This window comes from Mycolicibacterium novocastrense (assembly GCF_001499835.1).
Lineage (GTDB): Bacteria > Actinomycetota > Actinomycetes > Mycobacteriales > Mycobacteriaceae > Mycobacterium > Mycobacterium novocastrense.
The window spans coordinates 17,648-39,312 of the sequence record NZ_LQIH01000009.1 but is presented as its reverse complement, the minus strand read 5'-3'; the positions used below and the strand labels follow the sequence as shown (position 1 = coordinate 39,312).

Sequence of the window (21,665 nt, the reverse complement as noted above, 5' to 3'; positions counted from 1 at the left end):
CCGATTTCTTGGCTGATCACCCGGTGTGCAAGCGCTCCTAGGCGCGACCGCTTCCTATCGGAGGGCACCGCAAACGCTGTCGTACGCCTTCCCGCGGACGAATCATTCGGCGCTGTTTAAGGCGAGCGCTAGGCCGAACGTGTGTCAGCCAACCAGGGCCCTGATGTCACGTCGTCAGAGCTATTGCGCTCATTCCCGTGCCCCACTGGGGTATCGGCTCATAATAGATGGTCTCGCCTCCAGCATCGCCAGCTACGCCGGTAGTGAAAATCCAGTTTCGGATCTCCAAGCCGCCGTTGCCTGCATTCTCTTCGATGAACGTGTTGGACCAGTCAGCGGTCTGGGTCGCCTGACCACCGGACAGCAGATCGAGGAAGCGCTGGTCGAATTCTTCGTTGATCTGGCCCATTTCGGGTCTTCCTGGCCAGTGCGATAACCCTCCGCAACCGATGACGGCAACACGTTCACTGCGAGACGCAATATATCTCGCCATGACCTGCCCGAGGGTGAAGCATCGTCGAGGACTGGCCGTCGCCTCAGGCACCATTGTGTTGATAATTATCGGCACTACCGGCACATCGAGGTCGGGAAAAGCCATCAGCACAGGGATCGACGTTCCATGGTCCGCGCTGAAGGTGTCCAAGGACGCTAGATCGAAGCCGTTGTCTGCGGCGTATCGAACGAACCCCTTCGCGAATTCCGGCGCAGCTGGAACCGTGACTTTCGGTACGTCCATATCGCCGAAAGTGTTGAAGGTCTGACCCGTTCCGACAACGAAGGGTGGCTGCGGACCATGCGGCGGAAGAGTGGGCCCGTGCTCGGATGAGACGAGCACAACTAAATCGGGCTCGGCAGCACGGACACGCCGCCCGATCTCGCGGTACCCATTGACGACCACAGCCGCGCGGGACTCCACGCCATTGCTCGGAAACAAGACATGGGACGTGTTCAGCGCTGCGACAAGCTTGCCCATGCGGTCACCGCCCACTTCGGTTGGCGGGATAGTCGACAAAGTACTCGCTGGCACTCAGCTGCCGCGCAAGTTCCGGATTGCGCATCCATGATCCCCACATCGCAAGCATCGGATGAACTCCTAATTCGGCGAGCACCTGCGGATTCGGCAGTTCTATGATTCGGCGCTCTTCCTCGGAGAGGTCAAAGCCGGCCAGAAAAGTGGGGTCAAGGCGCTCGAGGGCCGCCTGAGCTTCAGGATTCGACAGCGCACTTTCGATCATTCGGTCGAGTTCTTTTGCGCTCATTTTTGTGTCTCCTTGTTGATGAAGCGCGTGACGATGTCGCAGAATTCGGTGGGGTATTCGATCATTGCCCAGTGTCCGCAGTGGGGTAGTGAATACAGGGTGGAGTTGGGGATGAGTTGGTGGAACTTCAGTGACTGTTCCAGTGGTACGACGGGGTCTTCGCGGCCGGAGAGGACCAGGGTTGGGGTTTGGACTTTGGCGATGTCGCTTTCGTCGAAGTGCAGGCCGCCGGCTTCTCTGGCCCATGTCATCGCTGAGTTGTAGGCGCGCATCACGTTTTCGTTTTGGGTGAGGCGGTAGCGGTACTCCAGGATTTCCTCGCTGGGTACGAAGTCGTGTGTGAGGGCGCCGATGAGCTCGCGCATCTTTTCTCGGTCGGGTTCGGTGTAGTTGAGCACGGCCAGTTGGGAGGCGGGGATCTGGGCGCTGAGGTAGTTCAGGCCGGCCGAGCCCATCAGTGTCAGGGTGTTGACACGTTCTGGATAGCGCATCGCTACGCCCAGGGCGGTGGCTCCGCCCATGGAGTTGCCGACCAGGTTGGCTTTGTCGATGCCTTTGGCGACCAGGAATCCGTGGAGGTGTTCGATGCGGGCGTCGGCGGAGTAGACGAAGTCTTTGTCCTCAGAGATCGTGGCGCCGTAACCGATCATGTCGTGGGCGATGGTCCAGAAGTTCTCGCTGAACGCCGACCATGTCGATCTCCAGTTGCCCACCGCGTCCGCACCGGCGCCGCCACCGTGGACGAGGACGACCGGATGGCCCTGGCCGGCCTCCCAGTAGTGGGTCGACACGCCGTCGACGTCGATGAATTGCTCTGTGGCATTGGCCGCCAAGTCCAGCACTGTCATCGTGCAATCTCCCTGCCTCGTTTGTTACAAAGTTGACGCCATCTCACGATGGAATGATCCGGTGGGAATAGATGCTCTTCACGCCATCCTGTGCCATCGGCGTAAAATTCTTGTGTCGCTTCTCTGGCGAAGACGTCGTCGTCGTTGAAGCTGTGCAGCGCCAAGTCTTTCCACTTCTCGTCGAACTCTCGACTGAACTCGTCGATGTCGGCCTGGGAGCTGACTTTGCGTTGGATGAATTGGAAGTATTCATGCTCGGTTTCGTTGACCGGTACATAGAACTCGTAGGCGACGAGCTCTGGGTCAGGCCACGGATCAACCTTGAGCACACACGGTAGCCAGAGGCTGATCTGGCTGACGACACGTTTGGCATCCGGCCGGGGCAGATACTGCAACACTGTCTCGCCTTTGATCTTGGCGTCGAAGACAGGAATGTAGGCATCGCCGAAGTGGTCGATGACCCCCTTGGGCCATTCACCTTCGCTATCGACAAGTGAGGTGGTGGCGCGATCGCGGCCCGCGGCCACCAGCCCGAACGGGATCGCGATGTTATTGCCCTCGATAAGCGGAGATTCTCGGTGAATGAAGATGTGACTGTTGTCGATTCCGTTTTCTGCACCCAGCCGCCAGTTCGACTGCACCCGACGACGGATGCCCCGAACATGGGTATCGGGGTCTAGGAAACCCGGTGCGAGGTCATGTTCGAGCGGGTGCGGTTCAGCTTGCCCCACGAAGACGAAGACCACCCCCATGGCCTCCTCAGTGGCGAACACCGGGATCTTGACCTGCCCGATAGTCGAGGAACCCGGGGAGGTGAGGATGTCGATCAACTGCCCATCCTGCAGGTCATAAGTCCACCCGTGATACCAGCACGTGATCGTGTCCTTGGTCAGACACAACGGCTTCGCCGAGAATTTCACACCCCGGTGCGCGCAGCGATCCGAGATCGCGTACACCCGGCCCTCAACCCGGGTCAACACAATGTTCTTGCCCAGCAGCGTGACCGGCACGAAGCCGCCTTCTTCCACCTCATCGGAAAACGCCGCGGCATACCAATGGTCGACAAACCCGTTAACAGCTTCGACATACCGAGGCCACTTCGACTTCGGCTCCTCACTGAGCCGCTCAGGCGCCTCGCCGACCGGTACTGAACTGAGTTTCGGCGGTGTCATCGTTAGCGCTCCCTTAACTAGCTATAAACCCACAAAAAGGGCTCCTGGCCCTTCCACGGCCACCCAAGCGGGCACAATCCCGCTCCACGAGTCCTACCGAGGATCACCCCCTCCACCCCCACGAATCAAGACCGCATTACGTCAGACGAAACGACAACCACCACAACCAAATTCAGAACGGACCAGTGGTCAGCCTTCTTTGTTGACCAAGTTGGGTCGGAGGTGTTGAGGGCGGCGTATTGACCGCGTAGCGGGGTGCGATATCGGCGGCGTTTTATCACCGCAGCACGGGACTTTCGCGCCCGAAATATCCCCACATCTCCACGAGTCGAACGCAACGACGTTGCAAGACAACGCTATTCGCGCAAGGCTCGGAACAGCTGTGCGGTGCAGCGCTCCGGAGCATTTCCCGAGTAGCTGAGTCGTGCATCGTAGCGCGTCCGACTCCACACATCACCGCACTAAAGAACCGACGTCGCCGCCACGGGGTCTTAGCCCACGGCGAGAATGGACGCCATCCTGCCTGACTGCGGTCGATCCGCTTAGATCGGAGTCACCATCAATGTTTGAATTCTGCCGGCGTCGGCGACGACTAGGCGCTCTTTCAGCAGAAGCCCCTCGTCGGTTTCGACCAGGTGATCAATGCATCGCCCTGCCTGATATATGTAGGTATCACCGTCATTGAGCGTCTGCACGACGAGGTAATTCGAGGTAGCTCTGAGGCCCTCTGCTATCAGGTCCACCTGCAGGCCGCTGTGAAAGTGGCGATTGACGTGTGGAGCATAGATATTCGCGTCTCTGTGGGCGACGACTCGGTCCTTCATCATGGGCCGTCCCTTACACGTCATCAATGGGATCGGCAGTCCAGCTTCCCAATTTTCCCGCGACCGAACCGAATACACGCCGTCCTCGGTGAAGAAGTCGGGCCATCGCTCGAGGTCATCGTCGTCAAGACAACGTTCGTAGGCCGAAACAAAATTCTCGACGCGTAACCGGACCAATAGGAGATCTTCGTTGTTCAGTATTTGTGTCATTCATTCGCTCATTTCGTCGGCCACATCAAGTCGCGGTAGCCTTTCCAGAAAGTCCTCACCATAATCTCGCTGACGCTGGAAGCCGCCGACTCCTCTGGTGGACTGTCAATACCCATGAGACTTGTCGAGTGGCGCTCTGGGGTTGCTCGCACTCCTTGCTGAACGAGCTCAGTCACCTCGGTATCTTCCATCGATATCAGGCCGGCTGGGCCCACTAGGTTTGCCTGAAGCAAGCGCATCTCGCGGAGCTCGTCATCGTCATCGGCATAGCCGAAATAGTGGAATATCAGCTCAAAGTTGTCTGGCCCCTTAGGCAACAGCTGTCGACATGCAAGGGTGTTGTGAATCTGCTGAACGACCAGGCTCGGGAAAATGGCCTGAATATGGTTGGTGATCGGTTCGTCAAACTCTTCGCGCATGCGCAGGATTTCAGGGTCCTGCAGGGTCATCGCCGCGTTATACGTGCGCAGGTTATCGGCGGTGTATGCCGACGCATCGGCACCGTCGGTCCTCCGAGTGCTCGTGAAAATAGAGTGCAGACCGTGGCGGTCGTCGTGAATCTGGCGCGAATCCATAGTCGCGCGCAATATGTTGAAGGTGGTATGGAATAGATGAAGAAGGCTGGCGTGATACGGGTCCTTGGTGTTCTCGAGATAGAGCTTCCAGTTCGATCGAGAGAACTGTCGCGCGCAGCCTAGATAGACCAACTCGCGCCCGGCGAAGATTCGGTCGAGCCAAGGCGTCATCTGTGGGCCAAGATAATCGACGAGCGTCGGGGTCGTATCGTCCATCGTGCCAAAGACAAGGCCGTGATAGGTGTCGACCCGAAGCTTCTGTAAGCCATTTTCCTTCGTGTCGAAGGTCTTCGGCATGCCAGCCTTGCCTTTTATGCCCCGCTGGAATGGCACACCGCGAAGATTTCCCTCAGCGTCATAGGACCACTGGTGATATACGCAGGTGTGCTTGGTGGCGTTGCCGCGAAGCTCGCGACAGACCATGGCTCCACGATGAGCGCACCGGTTGACCCACGCCGCAATGTCGCCGTTCTTCGTGCGGGTCACGACCACCGGAGTATCGCCGACGAAGGTCGATTTGAAGTCGCCCGGATTAGGGATCTCGGCCGTGAGCGCCAGAAAGTTCCAGGTCTTGCCTTGGTAGATTTGGGTCTGCTCGAGTGCGTAGACGTCGGGGTCCGAGTACCAACGGTACGGGGTGTGCTCGGGTGATCCGTTTTCGCGTTGGAGATTGCCCCCTGCGCGACGATCAGCCTCATCGATCAGCTCTTGCGACATGAACTTCGTACCCTCTCCCAGTTCGACTTTGGTGGCGAATTGGACGCGAGACGTCACGCGTAGCCCTTGCGATTGAACGCGCACCGGATCAGTCGATCAACCACGCGTTTCGCCGCGCGGAACAGTCTGATCACCCGCGGTGCGACTGCCACGCTCCTTCGGAGCCGAACAGCATTCACGGCGCCGGCGGCCTCACAAGCCTCAGCTAAACATCAACATGCACGGGCGGCCGTTGGAAGCCGTCACGCTGAAGTGGACGGTTCGAGTCAACGCACTTCTGTTTTGCCCCAGTGACCCAGCTCGTTGAACTTCCGCCGGCAGCCACGCCGGTTTCGATCGCACGTCGGTTCGGACCCATCTCGGCCCGGCCCGGTTCAACCCGTTCTTCGACGACGTCACCGCCCGACTGGTGTAGACGTTTGAGCAGGTGGCGTACCCCTGTCGAATTAGAGACCTGTGCCGAACCCCCACCGGCGACCGCGGATAGCTACCCCGACCACTGCTCAGGTGAGGCATGTCGGTGACACTTTAAGACTCGGACAAGCGTGATTACCAGCAGCGACGACTGCTCCGCCCATACCCCACGGCTTGACCAGATGCGACTCGCAAAGCGGATCTGGTAAGCTGACCTATTATTGCTAAGTGAGACCACAGTCACAACGGGTGTTGTAATGCCACCGGCTCAGCGTGAGGTCGGCAATCTGCCTGCCAGTATCAGCACGTTCATTGGGCGCCAACCCGAAGTCGCTGAAGTGCGCGAACGACTGGCAGAGTCGCGACTCGTTACCCTGACGGGGCCCGGCGGGGTGGGCAAAACCAGTCTGGCGTTGCGCATTGCCCGGCAACATCGGCGGGCCTTCCCAGGTGGTACCTACTTCGTGGATTTGGCCCCATTAACTGATTCGGCCGACCTTATCGACACGGTGGCAGCGGCCGTCGGCGGTCCGAAACAATCGACCTCAGAACCCCTCGCTCAGTTGTGTCGCTTCCTTCACGACACAGCCGCGCTCATCATCCTGGACAATTGCGAACACGTCCTCGAGGCCTGTGCAGTCGCGGTCGACCGATTGCTTCGGGCGGCGCCGCGCCTGAGAGTCTTAGCTACCAGCCGACAGACTCTCCGAGTGCACGGCGAACATGTCTTTGATGTTCCCCCGATGCCTGTGCCAGAGGGCGATGCAGCCGACTCAATCGAGGACTACGACTCGGTCGCACTCTTAGTCGCTCGAGCAACTGACATCAATCCGGGGTTCGCCCTTACTGACGACAACCGCGAGGCGGTGGCCCGCCTGTGCAGGCGTCTTGACGGCATACCGTTGGCGATCGAGCTGGCAGCTGCCCGGTTGCGGGCCCTATCGGTGTCTGACGTAGTGGCGCGACTCGAGCACCGTTTCGAGCTGCTGTCATACGGCAGCCCCGCGGCCGTCCCACGCCAGCAAACACTCCAGGCGATGGTTGATTGGAGTTTTGCACTGTGCTCACCCGAACAACAGTCGGCTTGGGCGCGGCTTTCCGTCTTCAGGGGGACCTTCGATTTGGAAGCGGCCGAAGCGATAATTTGTGGCGACGGGCTGTCTCACTCACGGATCGCTGACGTGATCGACGAACTCGTCGATAGATCGGTGATTCTTGCGAAGGCCTCTGATGACGGGCGTGTGCGATACCGGATGCTGGAGACGCTCCGTGAATACGGCCGATTCCAATTGGCTCATGCAGGGGTTGCCGCCAAATTTGTTGGTGCACACCGCGATTTCTATCTCCACCGCGCTGAACAGAGTGACCAGCAGTGGTCTGGCCCTACTCAAGCAACCTGGCTGGCGGCTGCGCGTCTCGATCACGCCAATATGCGAGCGGCTTTTGAGCACTCACTCACACAGGCGAAGGAGCCCGACAAGGCCCTTACGTTAGCTGCTTGCTTGAGATGGTTCTGGATAGCGAGTGGAAATTTTGCCGAGGGCCGCCGTTGGTTCAATGCGGCCCTGAATAGGGCAACAGAGAACTCTTCTGTACGAGCAAAGGCGCTCTGCGTCGATGCTTTTCTCGCAGTCTTGCAGGGGGACCTCGAAGGCGCGTCTTCGCGTCTCGTTGAGATACAAACATTTTGCAGCGACTTGCCTCCAGACCTCCGCGCCTACGTGGCCGAAGTGTCGGGGATGATCGCGCTATTCAGAAGCGAGTTCGCCGACGCAGTTCCCTACCTCGAGGACAGTCTGAGCGGATATCTCAAGTCTGGCCAAACCTCCGGTGAAGCATCGGTTAGGTTTCAGCTCGCGCTAGCTTACACACTGGCCGGCCAAAGCGAACGTGCGAAGCAATTGTGTGACTCGTCCCTGCAACGGAGCGAGGAAACTGGGGAGCGGTGGGGGGCGCACTACGCGCTTTACGCCCTCGCTCTGGAACGCTGGCTTTGCAACGACTCTCCAGCGGCGCTGGACTACCTTCGTCGCAGTTTTGTCATCGCCGAAGAATTCAGCGAAGGTCTGGCCATCGCTCATGTCACTGAGCTCGCTGCGTGGATTCTGGCATCAAATTCGTCCTTCCAAGAGAGCGCGGTGCTGCTCGGCGTGGCCCGCAAGTGCTGGAACTTAATCGGTACGTCCATCTCCTTCTTCGGCCCCGACCTCGCTCAGTATCACCGAGAAGCTGAACGCAAGAGTCGAGTAATGCTGGGCGACAAAGCATTTGACGCAGCTCTAGCAGAAGGTGCGCGCGGAGATGCGAGTACTGTCAGCCGCGCAATCGGAATCAGGACAGAGGTCCCGCCGCCGGAGCGCCGAAATCATTCCGGGCTGACCGCCCGAGAGGAGCAAGTCGTGGAGCTCGTTGGCAAGGGCATGAGCAATCGAGAGATCAGCCAAGCCTTGGTCCTCTCCATCCGCACGGTGGAGTCCCACGTCCAGCACATTCTGACGAAACTCGGGTTCGACCGTCGGGCCCAAGTTGCGGCGTGGATCGTTGAACGTTCAGCCTCGACGAAGACGCTTCCCGAATGACCCCGCACACCGCTGCTTAGGCAAGGCCCTGGCTAGCAGCAGGGTCTTAACGCAGTTACGTCGTCGCAGCGGCGATATCGCCAACCGTGAAATGCTTGCGAGTTTGGAACAACGTGCGAGCCGGCGCCAGCGCGTTGGGGACGTTGACCCCCAGCGCTGACGTAGGTCTGCCCTCCTTGTAGTACACCGCCAAAATTGCCCAACGATCCCTGTCGATAATCAGCTCAATATCGTCGTGACCGTGGAGCTCCCCCAGACACCAGATGTCGAGGTCAAACTGCTCAGACCACACGTAAGGCAACGGATCGTGTATGACATTGCTGCCGAGCATGTTTCGTGCCGCCACTACCGCCTGACTGAGGGCGTTCGCTTCGTGTTCGACGCGGATGCGACGGCTCAACGATGGCGACCAGAAACGAGCAGCATCCCCTGCTGCATATACGTTGGCGTTTGACGTCCTGGCGTATTCGTCGACGGTAATGCCATCAGACAGGGTGAGCCCAGATGATTCAAGCCATCCAACCGTCGGAACAGCGCCGATCCCCACTACGACCGTGTCGCAATTCAATTCAGCGCCATTGCTCAGCACCACTGAATGCGCCCGGTCGTCTCCACAGACTTGTGTTACCTGCACCCCGAGATGCAGGTTTACCCCCGCCTCGCGATGGCGCTCGGCCATGAGCTGACCCACCTGATGTCCGAGTGCGCGCACCATTAGTCCAGAGTCTGCTTCCACCAGATGAATCCGGCGCCCTGAACCCGCTAGCGCTGAAGCGATCTCGCAACCAACGAAACCGCCACCCACGATGACCACTTCGTTAGCAGCACCACCTCGCCTCTGGTGTTGAGCTGGCCGTGAATCCTCCATCCACTTCTTGAGCCGGTGGGCGTCATCAATCGTGCGGAAATAGTGGACCCCATCGAGCTGGCCACCGGGCACGGGAAGCTTGGACGGGTGCGAACCGGGCGCGAGAAGCAACTTGTCGAAGGAGAGCACTCTGCCTGAACTGAGCGTGAGCTGCTGTGCCCCCACGTCCAGATTGACGCCGCAGTCGCCGAGAATCAGGTCAATACCCTTATTGCTGTAGTAGCTGAGGTCGCGAAGTGCGATATCCTCAGCAGTTTTCTCTCCCCGAAGCACGCTCTTTGACAGCGGCGGTCGAGAATAGGGTCGGAACGACTCAGCGCATACCAGGGCAGTGGGTCGTTTGCTCCTGGCTAGCAGTTCCACGGCTCGCCCGCCAGCAACGCCGCCGCCAAGAGCGACGTAATCGTAATGATCCACACCGCCACCTGGCACTCCCCCTCGGAGCGGCTGCGGATCGGTCACGGAAGACGCCCAGGCAGTTCGACCATAACGTCATTACCGACAATGGAAATCGCGTAGCTCCGCACAGGGATCACACAGGGTGCGACCGTTGCGGTGCCATCGCGCAACGAGAACCGGCCGACGTGCAACGGACACTCGACCTCCAACGTTTCTGCGTGATATTCGCCCATATCGAGGTAGGCCTCGGCGTGGGTGCAGATGTTGTTGATCGCATAGATTCCGTCATCTCTGCGCAGAACCACGATTTCTTCGTCGTCAACAGTAAACGGCGTGAGCTCGCCGATCGCTATCTCGTCGAGCGAGGCCACTCTTATGACTCGGGTCTCAACGTTGTTGCTCGATGATGTCATTCCAGATTTCTCTTTTCACTGAAGTGCGATAACACGACGCTGCGCCGACATCCCGGTCGAGCGGCAACGACATTCGCCTATGCGCTCAGTCACTTGCTGCGCCACCAGAATGGGTAGGTCTTGTCGAGGCGGATGCTCGTTTCCCGTCCCGTGTACTACGAATCCGGTGGTCCGCAGGGCGTCATGAACCCCCAACAGGACGTGGGACCTCGAGGAAGCTTCGTGCGAGGTCGTCACTACTGCTCCTAACGGTCGCTCCCGGCTGCCCGATCAGTAGCTTCAATTCGATGACATCTACCGCCTTGACTGGGTTGTGTAGAGGAGCCTCATTCGATATGACCCTTCGATCAAGGTGATATTTCGGCACATGAAACGAGGGAAACATTTCGCGCACGCATCGGCTTCGGACAGGCCTGCCACTCCGGGCTTCCGGCCGAAGCTTCCCACTTACCGCACAGCAGAACCGCTCGCGCAGCACCTCCGCTAGTGGCCCAGAACCTGGTTAAGGATCGCTACGAAGCGGCCGATGAAACCCCGTGACCCTGCCCTCACCCCAGCGAGAAGGTACTCGACCAGGCGATGAGGGCCCGAAGAACGCTGAGACGCTCAGGGTCTCGGTTGTCGGCCTCGAATGGGACATGCCGTATGCAGTCAGGGGAGTAGTTCCGCCGGCGCAACCTCTAGGGCCTCGGCAATATCGAGTAGCCGCTCGAACAGGAGACCGCGCCGTCCGTGTTCCACGTCGATGAGCACGTTGCGAGTTACGCCTGACCGCAGCGCGAGCGACTCTTGAGTCATCTCCCGCGATAGCCGGACGTCGCGAATTCTCGTGCCGACCTCCAACCGCCAGGCCTCCCATTTGGCAACCCGTTCGGGGTTGTTTTGACTAGGGCGAGTCGGCACCCCTCAAGTAGTCAGCGGAGGCCCTTCGTTGTCTGCCCTACTAGTAGTACATTCAGTGGTGGGCCGCGCCTCCCGCGCGCCGGGGGTCTACCAAGGTCACGAAATCATGCCGACAGAACTGGGCTTGCTGCCAACCAGGGTTTCTCTCGACGTCGACGAAGCACTCGATAGCTTTCTCGAGCGGCTCACCCAAGCCAACGATCTCGACCCTCAGCACATGGTGCGCGTTCTCCGCCGGGGCGAAGGCGAGCGCGCTACGACACTCGCGTTCTTCATGACCGCGCCCACCGACACCGTGCTCGGGCGAATCGAAAGGCTCAGCGGTATTCCTGGCGAGCGACTTCGAAACGCCACTCTCATGCGCTACGACGCTGGACGACCGCTGTACCTCGCTGCCCTCGATCCGCTCGACAGGCACAGCTATCGCCGAGTTGTGGTTCAGGGTTGGTTTCCTCCGTTCGGCACGCAACTCTGCCCTTTATGCGTTGCGCAGCAGGGCATCTGGCGGGTCCATTGGCGGCTGCCGATCGTCGCCGCGTGCATCCATCACGGCACCTATCTGACCACCGAATGCGGGGACTGCAGCCAACGGTTTCGGAGCCATCGGTACTGGCCGTTGCGTCCAGTGCTCGGACCAGAGCAACCATGCGGCAACCCTGTCGCCCTGCGGCGACCCTGTCTCCGCTCGGTACTCACTAACGCTGCTGAGCCGGCGAGCGGCCCTGCGCTCGACTGCACCGAATCCGTCCATCGGGCGATGAACGGACAGACGGTGAGCATGTTCGGAACACCTGCTGATCCTCGTGCTTTTCTTGCCGAACTCCGAAACCTTGCAACACTTTTGCTTCATCTGGGCGCGAGGACGTCGGCTCAGACTGCCGTATCGTGGGCGAGCGATTTGCGTGATGAGGCGCGGGCTCGGTCTACGCGCGTTCGTGGCGCTCGTTGGGGCTTCAGTCCCCCGCACAGCGCAATGGTTCGCGGAGCCGTCCTGGGATGTGCCCACGAAATTCTGATGCAGCGCAATCTTGAGTCAGGTGGTGCCCGGTTGCGTGAGTGGATTCACTTCGTCGATGGCGAGAAAGGCGGTCCCGCCGTCTGGCTTATCAATCGCACCAAGAGAACGCCGACGATGGAGCGACTGATCGCCGCGGCTGTATCCGACCGCCGCGATGTGGGTCGTCGAATCGATCGCGGTCGTCGCTGTCGGCAAATTGAACCATCGGCGATACCCCAAATGATAGATATCGGCATTTATCGTCAAATGTTCACCGGCATGCTCGGCGGCTATGAACGCACCGGCCGGCTTTATGTCTCGCTATGCATGGTGAGAGCGGTTGTCTCCGTGGAGAACTGGGCCGACGCGGCTGTCAGGATCGGATTGCCGCCCGACGTTGGTTCGCGTACCTCGCGCGCCGCGCGTGCGCGGATGCGTGCAACGCCGGAGGATCTTCAACGCGCAATCGATCTGGTGCTGAACACTATCCCCGCGAGCAGAGACTTTCGCGCGCTCGAAGCGCAGGTGCTCGCGCTGGCTCGTGATCCCGCAAATTGGTACCCAGCTTGGCGCCTGTCGACCACTCCCGCGCGGCGGCCTGACCTGTTGGTCTACGCCGTCACATGGATGTGGTGCGAGGTGGCACAAGGCTGTCTCGACAACAGTCCGGCGTGGGCTGTGCCGCCTTGCCATCGCATCAAGGCCGGCTATCGCGCCTTTCGTGACCGACTGCCGTCCGCAGCCCAGGATTCGCTGCGCCGACTCGTTCTTCCGGGCCCAGCGTGTTGAGATCAGGCAGGCGTGCGCTCTTCTGGCGGCGGCGCCGCGTCTGCGCCGATGACTCAGTGCGGCGGCGCTCCGCCTCCGCTGCAGTCTCATGAATTGCACGCTTGCTCAGGGTGATCGCTTTGAGGTGATCCGCACTGACCCGGTACGAGCCATCCGCAATGGCCGCAACGGTCGCTCGACTGACTAGCTTTCGTAAGTCGCCAACGTAGCCCTGCGTGCGAAACCAAAGTTCGCCGGCCAGCTTCAGGAAGAGCATCCCCGGCCGACCCGCGGGCAGGTGTGGCAGCACCAACCTTTCTAGGTCACGTACGACGCGTTGCCATTCGGCTTGTTCTTCCTCGGTATCTACGCCGTAGGGTGCGACGGAAAACTCCGTTAATCGACATGCGATCTGCGGGTCGTTCACCAGGTCGCCGTTTGCGAGGTTGGCTCCGACCAGGACGAGGGTCGCGCTCGAGACCTGACCGAGTTTGGTGTTGATGCTCTTGATGTGGTCTAGAACATCGCGCCCACTCTTGGAGTCGGTCTTCAGAAGGTGCGCATCGTCCATGATGATGATCTGGGTGCGGTGCAGGCGTAGTCCGTGCATCGCTCGATGAGTCAGATCGCGTGTGAGGCCGGTGCTCGCGAGGTTGAAACCGTTGAGCAACTCGGTGGTCACGTCGTTGACCTTGGCGGCCGAACCCAGGTCGATCCAAATCACGGGACATAGGTCGGCCTCTACGCCGTCGGATGGATAGTGGACGGGACGCCCGCGACGGTCGTGCGGCGCATCTCGGGTCCATTCCAGATATCGTCTCTGTGCCCACCGCAGCATGAACGTGCTCTTACCGACGTAGTTGGGCCCGGTCAACACGACGATCTGTTTGGCGCCCGGGCCTTCCAGCATGTTGTCCCGGACGGCCCGGTCTAGCGCATGCTCGATCTCGGTGAACGCCGCTGTCGGGAGGTAGAGCCGGGCGAGCCACGCCTCGAGTTGCTCGATATACGCATGTCGCGCCTGGTCTGACATGGCGTTCAGTTGGTTGGATGATCGGCTGGGCGGCGCGTGCGGTAGCTCTTGGACGCAATTGTCGTGCCACTCCTGCGAGTCCATCGCCTACTCGGTTTCCAGCAGGTTGTCCCACGCCCGCCTGATCGACGAAGTCGGCAACGTCCGCGGTGTGATGCTGCGCACGGGATTGGCGCGTTCCTGGGCAGCTTCTGCCTCGGCATGATCGATACGCGACTGCTCGACCCGTTGTGCCGCAGCAGCCGTCTTGCGGCGATCCGCTGTCGATCTTGCCGACGTGAGTTCGCCGAGTTCGTTGATGATCAGTTGGGTTGTCAATCCGCGCTTGAACACATGGTTGCCGCCGCGGCGTCTGATCTTCCGGCAGAGCTCGTCGAGGATGACATCGGTCATTGGTGCGTCGGCTTTACTACGGCCGACCCATTCGATTGGCTCGATCCTGTCGGTGGATTCGTCATGAAACCATATGCGGGAGAGATCGTTTGGATCGTAGAAGAACGGCGCAGCCCGGTCCTTCTCGCGGAATCGACCCACCTCGACATAGCGCAACGGCTCGAAGACAAGCGGGTTTTCGTATCGGAGATTGGAGAATTCCACTCCCGCTGGCCCGATGGTGCCCCACTTGATAGGTAGGAATTGGTAGATCAGGTCGTGGCGCTGGGGCACATCGATACGACCAGTGGCTTCGACCATGACGTCCCATAGGTCGAGTGGACACATCTTGGCGGCCTCGGCGCCCGGTTGGATGAGACCGTCGTGTCCGTGTCTGTGGTAATCGAGCGCAATGAACTTTCGCAGGTGTAGTTGCAGTTCGCGAGCCGTCAACAGCGGCTCATCGGCGACGAGCCGACCCCGCTCAGACACGTTCCGCCCCTTGTAGCCCGGAATCTGCTGCAAGCCACGTTGGATCGTCTCATGCCACCGCTCGACCTGCGGGTTGTCGGTGGGGTTGCCCGGACGGCTGAGTAACAGGTCGATCTGAAGGTCGCGCAGAAGTGCACGGAAGTGCACGCTGGTGAAGATCGCGGCGTTGTCGCAATGAATCGCATCCGGCATCACAGACGGGATCGGGTGTCGGCCCTGCAACGTGTCGAAGTCGACCTCCAGGTCTTGACGCCACGCCTTGCCCACCGCACTAGAAAGGTCGACCGTCTTGGGCAGGCCGACCCATCTCCAATCGCTGACGGTCGTGCCTGCGACGAGCATCGAGAACGGCCTGCAGACGTCATAGAGGAGCAGTCCCGCTTCGAAGCCATTCGCACTCATCGGGACCACCCGTAGCGCTAGAACCACGCGGGTGGCGACGTCGATTGCGGTGATGATCTCAACGCTGAGCGGCCTGCCGTTGAAGGTGTCGTATACGAGATTGTCGGCTCGCGTGACATCGATCGCCACGACTTGGCCTGGTCTAACACCCGGGTATTGTGTTGAACCTGAGGCTGTTTGCAGTTTCTTGGTGCGCTGCGACCGGGTGGTCTCACCTCTCTGGTGCTTCAAGTTCGAGAGAAATTTCTGCGTCGTCCGCTGCGGCGCATGATAATCGTCGATGCCCTCATTACGAAGCCGGACCAGCACTCGTCTGTGCATTTCTTGGATCGCCAGACTCGATCTATCACCGTCCAGAGTCGCGAACTCTTCCTCAGCGATCGCGCGGTAGCGCGGGTCGATGACCTCCCACGACAGGCTCTTGCGGATGTGCCGCCCGTCAATGAGCCCGAGCAGTCCCTGCTGCCTCCAGCTTCGCACCCAGTTTCTGATGGTGCTCTCGTTCGTCCCGAGCGACGTCAGCTCGCCATCTCGCAACCGGCGCTGGGCCTTACGGTCATTCCGACCTTCCTGAGTAAGAACCGACACCATCGCTACGGCCCGCTTCGACTCCGATACGCCAAACCCCGGCCCGAACGGAGGGTATGGTTCGCCGGGTCGTTTGAATTCGGGATGACCATCGCGATATCCAGTCACGATCTCGAGGACAATCTCAAGTTTGTTGAGCGCGCGTTCGCGGGCTTTGTCGTCGAGGCTGTCCCAGAGTGGTCGGAGAGACCGAGCGACGGCAACCGGCCGCCCATCGACGATGTTCTGCACGAGCGGAAGATCGTCCCAGTCCCTATGTCGGATGTTGTTGAGACAGTCGCGAAGATCGACACCCGTAGGGTCGAATCGAACGACGAGTTCCGCACCCGTCTCCGTGAGCACGCGCGCTCCCTCGTAGAGGAATGTCCGGCCGGCGTTCATCGCGATACTTCGACAGATAGGCGCACAGACGTGTCCAATCCCCACTGGCACGTCGTGTCGATACTCAAAGCTCCCTTCCAAACCAAGTGCCAAACAGATGATTTCAGTTCACCGGAGCCGTCATCCGCGTCAAACAGTGCTCCGAGAGTTACTTCGTGACCGGAGACGATGTGAACAATGTGGCGTTCATGAAATTGCAACCATGATGGCTCTCTTCTAAACCCGTTCAGCCACATGAGATTCAGTCGCTCAGCTTGAGCCATTTCGCCGAACACCTCGTAGCGCCATCCCACAGCGGCGCACGCATGTTCTGTGATGCGGCTCTGGGCCTTGAACTCGTCGTCCTGCTTTTGGGGTGCGCGGACGTCCCAGGTGGTCACGTGGCCTTTGACGTCAACGGTTAGGAGATCGGGAATGTGACGTCCAGGCAGATCTTTCCAAGCCAGGCGGAACGGCTGCGAGACTATCCAGGCGACACGCGGATCTCTGTCGAGTCGCCGGAATAGGTCATGCTCCAAACCGGATTCAAGAGACACGTTCGCGCCGTTGGTCATGGAGTACGCCGTCACGGGTACGTGGCGACTGAAGGTGGACGAGACGGGCCTTCGCACAGGCTCGAGACTGTGTAGCGGCGGCGAGCTCCTCCGCTGCCACATCCATACGATTTCGCTGCCCTGCACCATAAATGTCCACGTCAGTCCGGGCGCACGCAATGCCAAGGCGTCAAGGAGATCGTCTTCTTCGTGACTCGAAGGCATGGTTCGAACCTCTTCGTCGGTTCCCGCGCGCCAAGAAGGACAAGCCCCGCGCGAGACCAGCGCGAACCATCTTACGTGTTCAGGACGACGGTGAACAGCACGAATTAGTTCTCGGTACTGCTGAAATGCATTCTAGCCCAACCGATCATATAGTTTACGGGTTGCTACAAGCGGTCCGCGACACCAATTATTTCGAGCGGCGGCTGCCACTCGACAGGCTCGTCGATCCCAAGGCGACGTAGATACATCAAGGCGTGGTCTGGTTGCTGGGGCGCTGCCCGCGGCGGCGTTTCGTCGGCGAATTCGCCCCTGATCCGGAGCCAGTCCTGCCACTCGAGTCGAGCTGAGTAGACCAACTTCCTCCGACGCGCGTAGTCGATTTCTGAGCCCTGAGTTTCGAGATAGTCGCTCAGATTGATTAGCGCTGTGCATATAAGGTTCCACCGCGGCAGCGAATAGAGCAGCTCTAGGTGTTGGTTCACAGTGCGGTGGGACGTGCGCGCAGACAACAGTTTCTCTGCACCACCGATTGTGATATTGCTGCCGACGATGAGCGTGGCGATCGATAGGGCGCGCCTCATGTCCGCATCTACTGACGTATCCGCGAGCAGCTTCTCGCACCAGGTTGGCCAAATCAACGAGGGTAGGGAAGCCGCGAAGCTCCAATCATCGAGATAACTGCGCCGCGGGGCTTCGGGCACCAGGGTTGCCGCGCGGTAGCGGAGGTCGCCCTGCGCTCCGAGATGCTGCCTACTTGCCTGGATCGTTATCGCCGCAGCTAGAGCATCGTCAGAGCGACACCAGAGCAACTCGGTCTGGCGGCCTTTGGCGTCTTGGCTGTCTACCAGCCACCGAAGGCGGCTCGCTGATTCCTCAATAGTTTCGGCTCCTAAGACCTTGACGGCGACGGTTATCCCCACGGCGACCTCGACGGTCCGCATCGATGGGTAGGAGTTCACCGCACTTCGTCCACGGTTCGAATTCGGTTCCTCGGAAAGTTCATCAAAAGCGAACCCGCCTCCCAGGCTTGCTGCGGTCGCCAAGCCGTGCCGAGACGCGAAATTGATCGTTCGATTGGCCAGGCTCCGAACCGCTTCCAGCGACTCGCGGCACGAACGATCCTGCCGCGCAAGCACTCCGCCGCTTGGGCGGGCTCCGCCGAGAAGCTTATCGATGAAACGTTGCGCAACAACCGCGTCGTGCTCGCTCCCAACCACAGGGGTGGGCACCGATGTGAGATCGCAGCCGCACCGACACCGGGTCGGCATCGGAATGCTTGTGTAGTTCTGCCGCCGCCGCTGATCCTCTCCACAACTTGGACATTGAGCAGCCAGCAACCGGCCGTGGGTTGTGCAGGCGAATGACCATCCCAACCGCCAGGCGAGCCGCCATCGGCCGCGCGACTCGGCTAGGCACTCGGGACAGAACCTCGACCCCGGCATCACTCCGAAAGGGAACGTGCGGTCAGGTTCGTGTGATTCGGTGAGGACACGCAGACCCTTCGCGGTGTACGCGTCGAGTGTCATCGTCGCGATATCTGCCGCCGGCGTGCCCGTCAATACTTGGAGAGAGTGCAACCGGTACTGCGGCAGCCACCAAATCCACTGCGGCTTCGCGACTATTGGTAAATGCAGTTGGCGAGCTACATCGCCGAGGGTAACTCCCATGACGCCCGCCGTCGCATCCAACCATGAGTCGATGCACTCCCCTGGCGCAGGCGTGACCCGCACTGGCAAGAGAGCTGCGGTAGCCATGGATCCCCTCTTGTGGCTCGATCCGGAAGGAGCCAGTCTGCTCGTAGCCGACTGCGCATACTTCAGGAAGCCACGTGCGGAGCGACGTGTCCGCCCTACTAGTGGTGCTGCGATCGCGCCGGTCTCAGCTAGAAACTAGGCGTCGCCGACTCGAGTGCGGCGAGGGCATTATCGCTATACGTTGACCCCGGTACGTTTACATCCACGAGCTGGCTGAGTTCGGACTGATCGAAGTAACCGACCCGATGCCGAACCGCAAACGCAGCCGCATCCAAGCGGGACAGAAGGGCGAGAAACCAGCTGAGCCCTATGAGATTTCGGTGCCGCTGTTCAATGGTATGCCGTCCACCGACGCCCGATTCGATCTCTCGAAGTTCAACACGCCGGCCACCGACCGCGTGGTGTTCAACCTCACCTTTCAAGCGCCACGGTTCATATAGCACAACGGGGGAGGGTGAAAATCGGCCCCGGCGCGCCATGGGTAGCACGACCTAATGCCGCGCAATTGCTCGATATGGTGTTGGCAGCATATGGCTCTAAAGCCATACTTGTGGACATGGACGTCGACGGACCCCCAAGTTCTTCGACTGGCTGGACCGCACCGAAGACAAGGCCCAAACGGGGACGAACCCCCAGACGGCTATTCGCCGGCGCAGTTGACGCGCTCAATCAACTGCGAACGCTCGAACAGGCACCGACCGAAGTCACACCCGACCTAAGCGGAGTACGACAATCGAAGATTCGCCAGGCGCACAGCCCACCCCTTCGATCGCGAAATCGCCTTCCGCTTGATCTGCTTCTGGTTCCTACCGCACAGCACCACCGTCGTAGTTGCGCTCTTCGCCGCCGACAAAGCCCGCATGGGCGACGTCTTCTACAACAGCGTCGGAAGCCGGGCCGACGCCGCAAGATCCACATGGCTTCACGAAATTAAGGAGGACCACGATGAGTGAAGGCAAGACATTCCGCCGGATGAACAACAGGATCGACGAGCTGGTCACCGATCCCCTCATCGCGGATGACGTGCGCAGCTACGCGGCTGAACGCGAGAACGCAAACCGGGTCTACGCCGAAGGTCTGGCCGACATCCGCCGAGCAGGAAACCTGACGCAACAACAGATCGCGGCCGCACTGAGCACTGACCAAGGCACAGTTTCACGCATCGAACGTCGCCACGACCTGCTCCTATCGACGCTGCGCGACTATCTCAAAGCCGCAGGCATCGAGCATTCACGAATCGTCGTAGAACGCGACGGAGTCGAAATCAGCATCGACCTCGACACTTTCGCCCAGTAGTAAGAGACCCCGACCTACTTCAATTTGGCCAGCCTAGAGGTCGTCGACGATCAACGAGCGCGACATCAGCCACAAGGTGTCGGGATTGCCGTCGACGAGGTGCGCTCCTCGTCCGTGTTGGCGGCCTGGGCGGCCTCTCGTATGTCCAAACGCCGCAAAGCCGCTCGTTCGTTCATGTCGGCCCTCGCAGTCGGACCCCGAAGCACGCGTCCATCTTCGAGGACGATCCAGCCTGAAACCACCAACCACGGCAGGCTCTTGAGCACATCCGCCTCGCCGCGAAAGATTCGCTGCACTCGAGCATTTCGGAGGAAATCCGCAAACTCTTTGATGGTCGGGTTGTGTTTGTGCTTGTACCTAAACCTTGCGACCGCGCCAGCAACACGACGGCCCACGTCACGCGGCTGTCTAACTCGCAGCTTTTGTCCGGGTGATGCCAGGTAGGTTGGCCCAACGCGTAGCGACCGAGGCTCGTCGGAGTAGGCCAGCCAACCGCGGCTGGCAGCTCGCGCCATTAGAGCCTCCATTCGCGGGTGAAAGCTTGTAAGCCCCTCTTGGTCAAGGAAATTCAAGACGTCCGGTGAGTTGAACACCTCCTTCCAGGAGGGAGCGGTAGCTCCGGCGCACCACCGAAGGTAGACCAGATCACCAACAACTCGACCGAATCGATCGACATACTCGAGGCTTGGCGCAGGCGAGCAATCCTGCAGTGTCTCAACCATTTCGACCTCGCAATCGGGTCTCGGTGTGCCCTACTAGTAGTACTAGAGAATACCGTATAGCGGTTGGAATCGGCAGCATTGACGCGCTTCGGTAGATCGAAAGTTAGTGGCGTACAGGCAGAACCGCCTAGACAGCCCACTGTTTGGCGAGCCACTCCCGGACTATCGCGGTGGCCTCCGATCGACCGATTTTTCTGTCACGGAAGCGCTGGTAGATGGTCGAGAGATGCGGATCGATACGTCCGCCGTGTCCGATGCAGAGGGCCGCCTCGTCCGGACGAATACCACAACCTGCTAGTTCGACAGCAATGTCTGGACGCTGACCATCGCTGAGCCGGATCCATTTGATTACTAAAGCCTCATCGTCCCCAAGACCGTTCAGTTGTGCTTCAGCCCACCGCTTGCTGAGTCGTGCGGCCTTCTTCAGTTCCCACGCGAAGTATCCACTCGTCGGTGCGGCGAAATGTTCTGGCCGCTGGGGAACGACGACGTCGTCGAGTAGCGCCTGCAGGATCGGTGGATGCCGTCGTGCAACCTTGTTCTGGCCCTTGGCCTTCGATTGCGTTCGAGCCTTCGCAAGTTCATCAGCGAATTCTGTGCCGTCCTCGGTAGTCGCGGGCTCCGCCGAGTGCCCATACATCTCGGGACTGAGCTTCGCGTCTGTGTCTTGCCCAGTGCTGACGGTCCCAAACTCCCGCCGAAGGGCGCGGACGACCGGCGCCTCTAACTGGCTAGCCTCCGACTTCACGAACTCGCTGCGCCGATTCAACTCGGCGAGCAGCTGCCGAGGCGTCCAACCCAACTCACGGGCCAGTTCGCGCACTCGGACCTTCTGCCGTGGCGGAGGGTTTAGTTTCACCGGCTAACCAACTTGTTAAACAATTAGGGATCGTTTGCTAATTTCCGTTGCATCTCGACAGC

At 59.9% G+C, this 21,665-nt stretch carries 18 protein-coding genes and 1 pseudogene; 4 read left to right on the top strand and 15 right to left on the bottom strand.

The window, feature by feature from the left end:
- Positions 1-166: 166 nt before the first annotated feature.
- The 6 genes from AU072_RS08775 to AU072_RS08750 all read right to left on the bottom strand — a co-directional run bounded on the left by AU072_RS08775 (position 167) and on the right by AU072_RS08750 (position 5,662).
- Entirely contained in the window at positions 167-973 is an 807-nt protein-coding gene (locus AU072_RS08775) for a DODA-type extradiol aromatic ring-opening family dioxygenase (protein ID WP_133147270.1), read from the bottom strand.
- Positions 974-977: 4 nt separating this feature from the next.
- Positions 978-1,259 carry a hypothetical protein gene (locus AU072_RS08770; protein WP_064413420.1) on the bottom strand — a complete coding sequence of 94 codons (282 nt, stop codon included), beginning with the start codon at positions 1,257-1,259 and terminating at the stop codon, positions 978-980.
- A complete protein-coding gene (locus AU072_RS08765) occupies positions 1,256-2,107 on the bottom strand; it encodes an alpha/beta fold hydrolase (protein WP_082697450.1) in 852 nt (283 codons plus the stop codon). Before AU072_RS08765 ends, AU072_RS08770 begins: the two co-directional genes overlap by 4 nt.
- Positions 2,104-3,279: a Rieske 2Fe-2S domain-containing protein gene (locus AU072_RS08760; RefSeq protein WP_064413418.1), complete on the bottom strand. Its 1,176-nt coding sequence runs from the start codon at positions 3,277-3,279 to the stop codon at positions 2,104-2,106. The genes AU072_RS08765 and AU072_RS08760 overlap by 4 nt, the downstream gene beginning before the upstream one ends.
- A gap of 542 nt (positions 3,280-3,821) precedes the next feature.
- Entirely contained in the window at positions 3,822-4,313 is a 492-nt protein-coding gene (locus AU072_RS08755; RefSeq protein WP_064413417.1) for an aromatic-ring-hydroxylating dioxygenase subunit beta, read from the bottom strand.
- Positions 4,314-4,321: 8 nt separating this feature from the next.
- On the bottom strand, positions 4,322-5,662 hold the full coding sequence (locus AU072_RS08750) for a Rieske 2Fe-2S domain-containing protein (RefSeq protein WP_217266043.1): 1,341 nt from the start codon (positions 5,660-5,662) through the stop codon (positions 4,322-4,324).
- Positions 5,663-6,276: 614 nt separating this feature from the next.
- On the opposite strand from AU072_RS08750, the gene AU072_RS08745 reads away from it, so the two are divergent.
- Positions 6,277-8,598, top strand: coding sequence for an ATP-binding protein (locus tag AU072_RS08745; RefSeq protein WP_082680947.1), 2,322 nt, complete (start codon positions 6,277-6,279; stop codon positions 8,596-8,598).
- Positions 8,599-8,653: 55 nt separating this feature from the next.
- Here AU072_RS08745 and AU072_RS08740 read toward each other — a convergent pair whose 3' ends face one another.
- The 3 genes from AU072_RS08740 to AU072_RS08730 all read right to left on the bottom strand — a co-directional run bounded on the left by AU072_RS08740 (position 8,654) and on the right by AU072_RS08730 (position 11,181).
- The gene (locus tag AU072_RS08740) at positions 8,654-9,883 is read right to left on the bottom strand and encodes an NAD(P)/FAD-dependent oxidoreductase (RefSeq protein ID WP_165595626.1); all 1,230 of its coding nucleotides are present in this window, start codon (positions 9,881-9,883) and stop codon (positions 8,654-8,656) included.
- 41 nt (positions 9,884-9,924) lie between these two features.
- Positions 9,925-10,236, bottom strand: a complete 312-nt coding sequence (locus AU072_RS08735; RefSeq protein ID WP_064413414.1) for a Rieske (2Fe-2S) protein — start codon at positions 10,234-10,236, stop codon at positions 9,925-9,927.
- 693 nt (positions 10,237-10,929) lie between these two features.
- Entirely contained in the window at positions 10,930-11,181 is a 252-nt protein-coding gene (locus AU072_RS08730; RefSeq protein ID WP_064413413.1) for a helix-turn-helix domain-containing protein, read from the bottom strand.
- 106 nt (positions 11,182-11,287) lie between these two features.
- On the opposite strand from AU072_RS08730, the gene AU072_RS27545 reads away from it, so the two are divergent.
- Positions 11,288-12,967 carry a TniQ family protein gene (locus AU072_RS27545; protein ID WP_133147269.1) on the top strand — a complete coding sequence of 560 codons (1,680 nt, stop codon included), beginning with the start codon at positions 11,288-11,290 and terminating at the stop codon, positions 12,965-12,967.
- Here AU072_RS27545 and AU072_RS08715 read toward each other — a convergent pair.
- The 5 genes and pseudogenes from AU072_RS08715 to AU072_RS28925 all read right to left on the bottom strand — a co-directional run.
- Complete coding sequence (locus tag AU072_RS08715) at positions 12,876-14,063, bottom strand: ATP-binding protein (protein WP_082680951.1); 1,188 nt, start codon at positions 14,061-14,063, stop codon at positions 12,876-12,878. The genes AU072_RS27545 and AU072_RS08715 overlap by 92 nt on opposite strands.
- 3 nt (positions 14,064-14,066) lie before the next feature.
- The gene (locus tag AU072_RS08710) at positions 14,067-16,175 is read right to left on the bottom strand and encodes a DDE-type integrase/transposase/recombinase (protein ID WP_064413492.1); all 2,109 of its coding nucleotides are present in this window, start codon (positions 16,173-16,175) and stop codon (positions 14,067-14,069) included.
- Between the two features lie 35 nt (positions 16,176-16,210).
- Positions 16,211-16,870, bottom strand: a complete 660-nt coding sequence (locus AU072_RS08705) for a TnsA-like heteromeric transposase endonuclease subunit (protein ID WP_235629928.1) — start codon at positions 16,868-16,870, stop codon at positions 16,211-16,213.
- A gap of 266 nt (positions 16,871-17,136) precedes the next feature.
- Complete coding sequence (locus tag AU072_RS27540) at positions 17,137-18,201, bottom strand: hypothetical protein (protein ID WP_235629926.1); 1,065 nt, start codon at positions 18,199-18,201, stop codon at positions 17,137-17,139.
- Between the two features lie 114 nt (positions 18,202-18,315).
- Positions 18,316-18,726 (bottom strand): annotated as a pseudogene (locus AU072_RS28925) (TniQ family protein); the annotation flags it as partial.
- Between the two features lie 245 nt (positions 18,727-18,971).
- On the opposite strand from AU072_RS28925, the gene AU072_RS08695 reads away from it, so the two are divergent.
- Both AU072_RS08695 and AU072_RS08685 read left to right on the top strand, forming a co-directional pair.
- Complete coding sequence (locus AU072_RS08695; RefSeq protein WP_064413407.1) at positions 18,972-19,166, top strand: hypothetical protein; 195 nt, start codon at positions 18,972-18,974, stop codon at positions 19,164-19,166.
- 505 nt (positions 19,167-19,671) lie between these two features.
- Positions 19,672-20,022 (top strand): type II toxin-antitoxin system RelB family anti-toxin, encoded by a 351-nt coding sequence (locus AU072_RS08685; RefSeq protein ID WP_064413406.1) that lies wholly within the window; start codon positions 19,672-19,674, stop codon positions 20,020-20,022.
- A gap of 849 nt (positions 20,023-20,871) precedes the next feature.
- Here AU072_RS08685 and AU072_RS08680 read toward each other — a convergent pair.
- The gene (locus tag AU072_RS08680) at positions 20,872-21,567 is read right to left on the bottom strand and encodes a translation initiation factor IF-2 (protein ID WP_235629927.1); all 696 of its coding nucleotides are present in this window, start codon (positions 21,565-21,567) and stop codon (positions 20,872-20,874) included.
- Between the last annotated feature and the right edge of the window lie 98 nt (positions 21,568-21,665).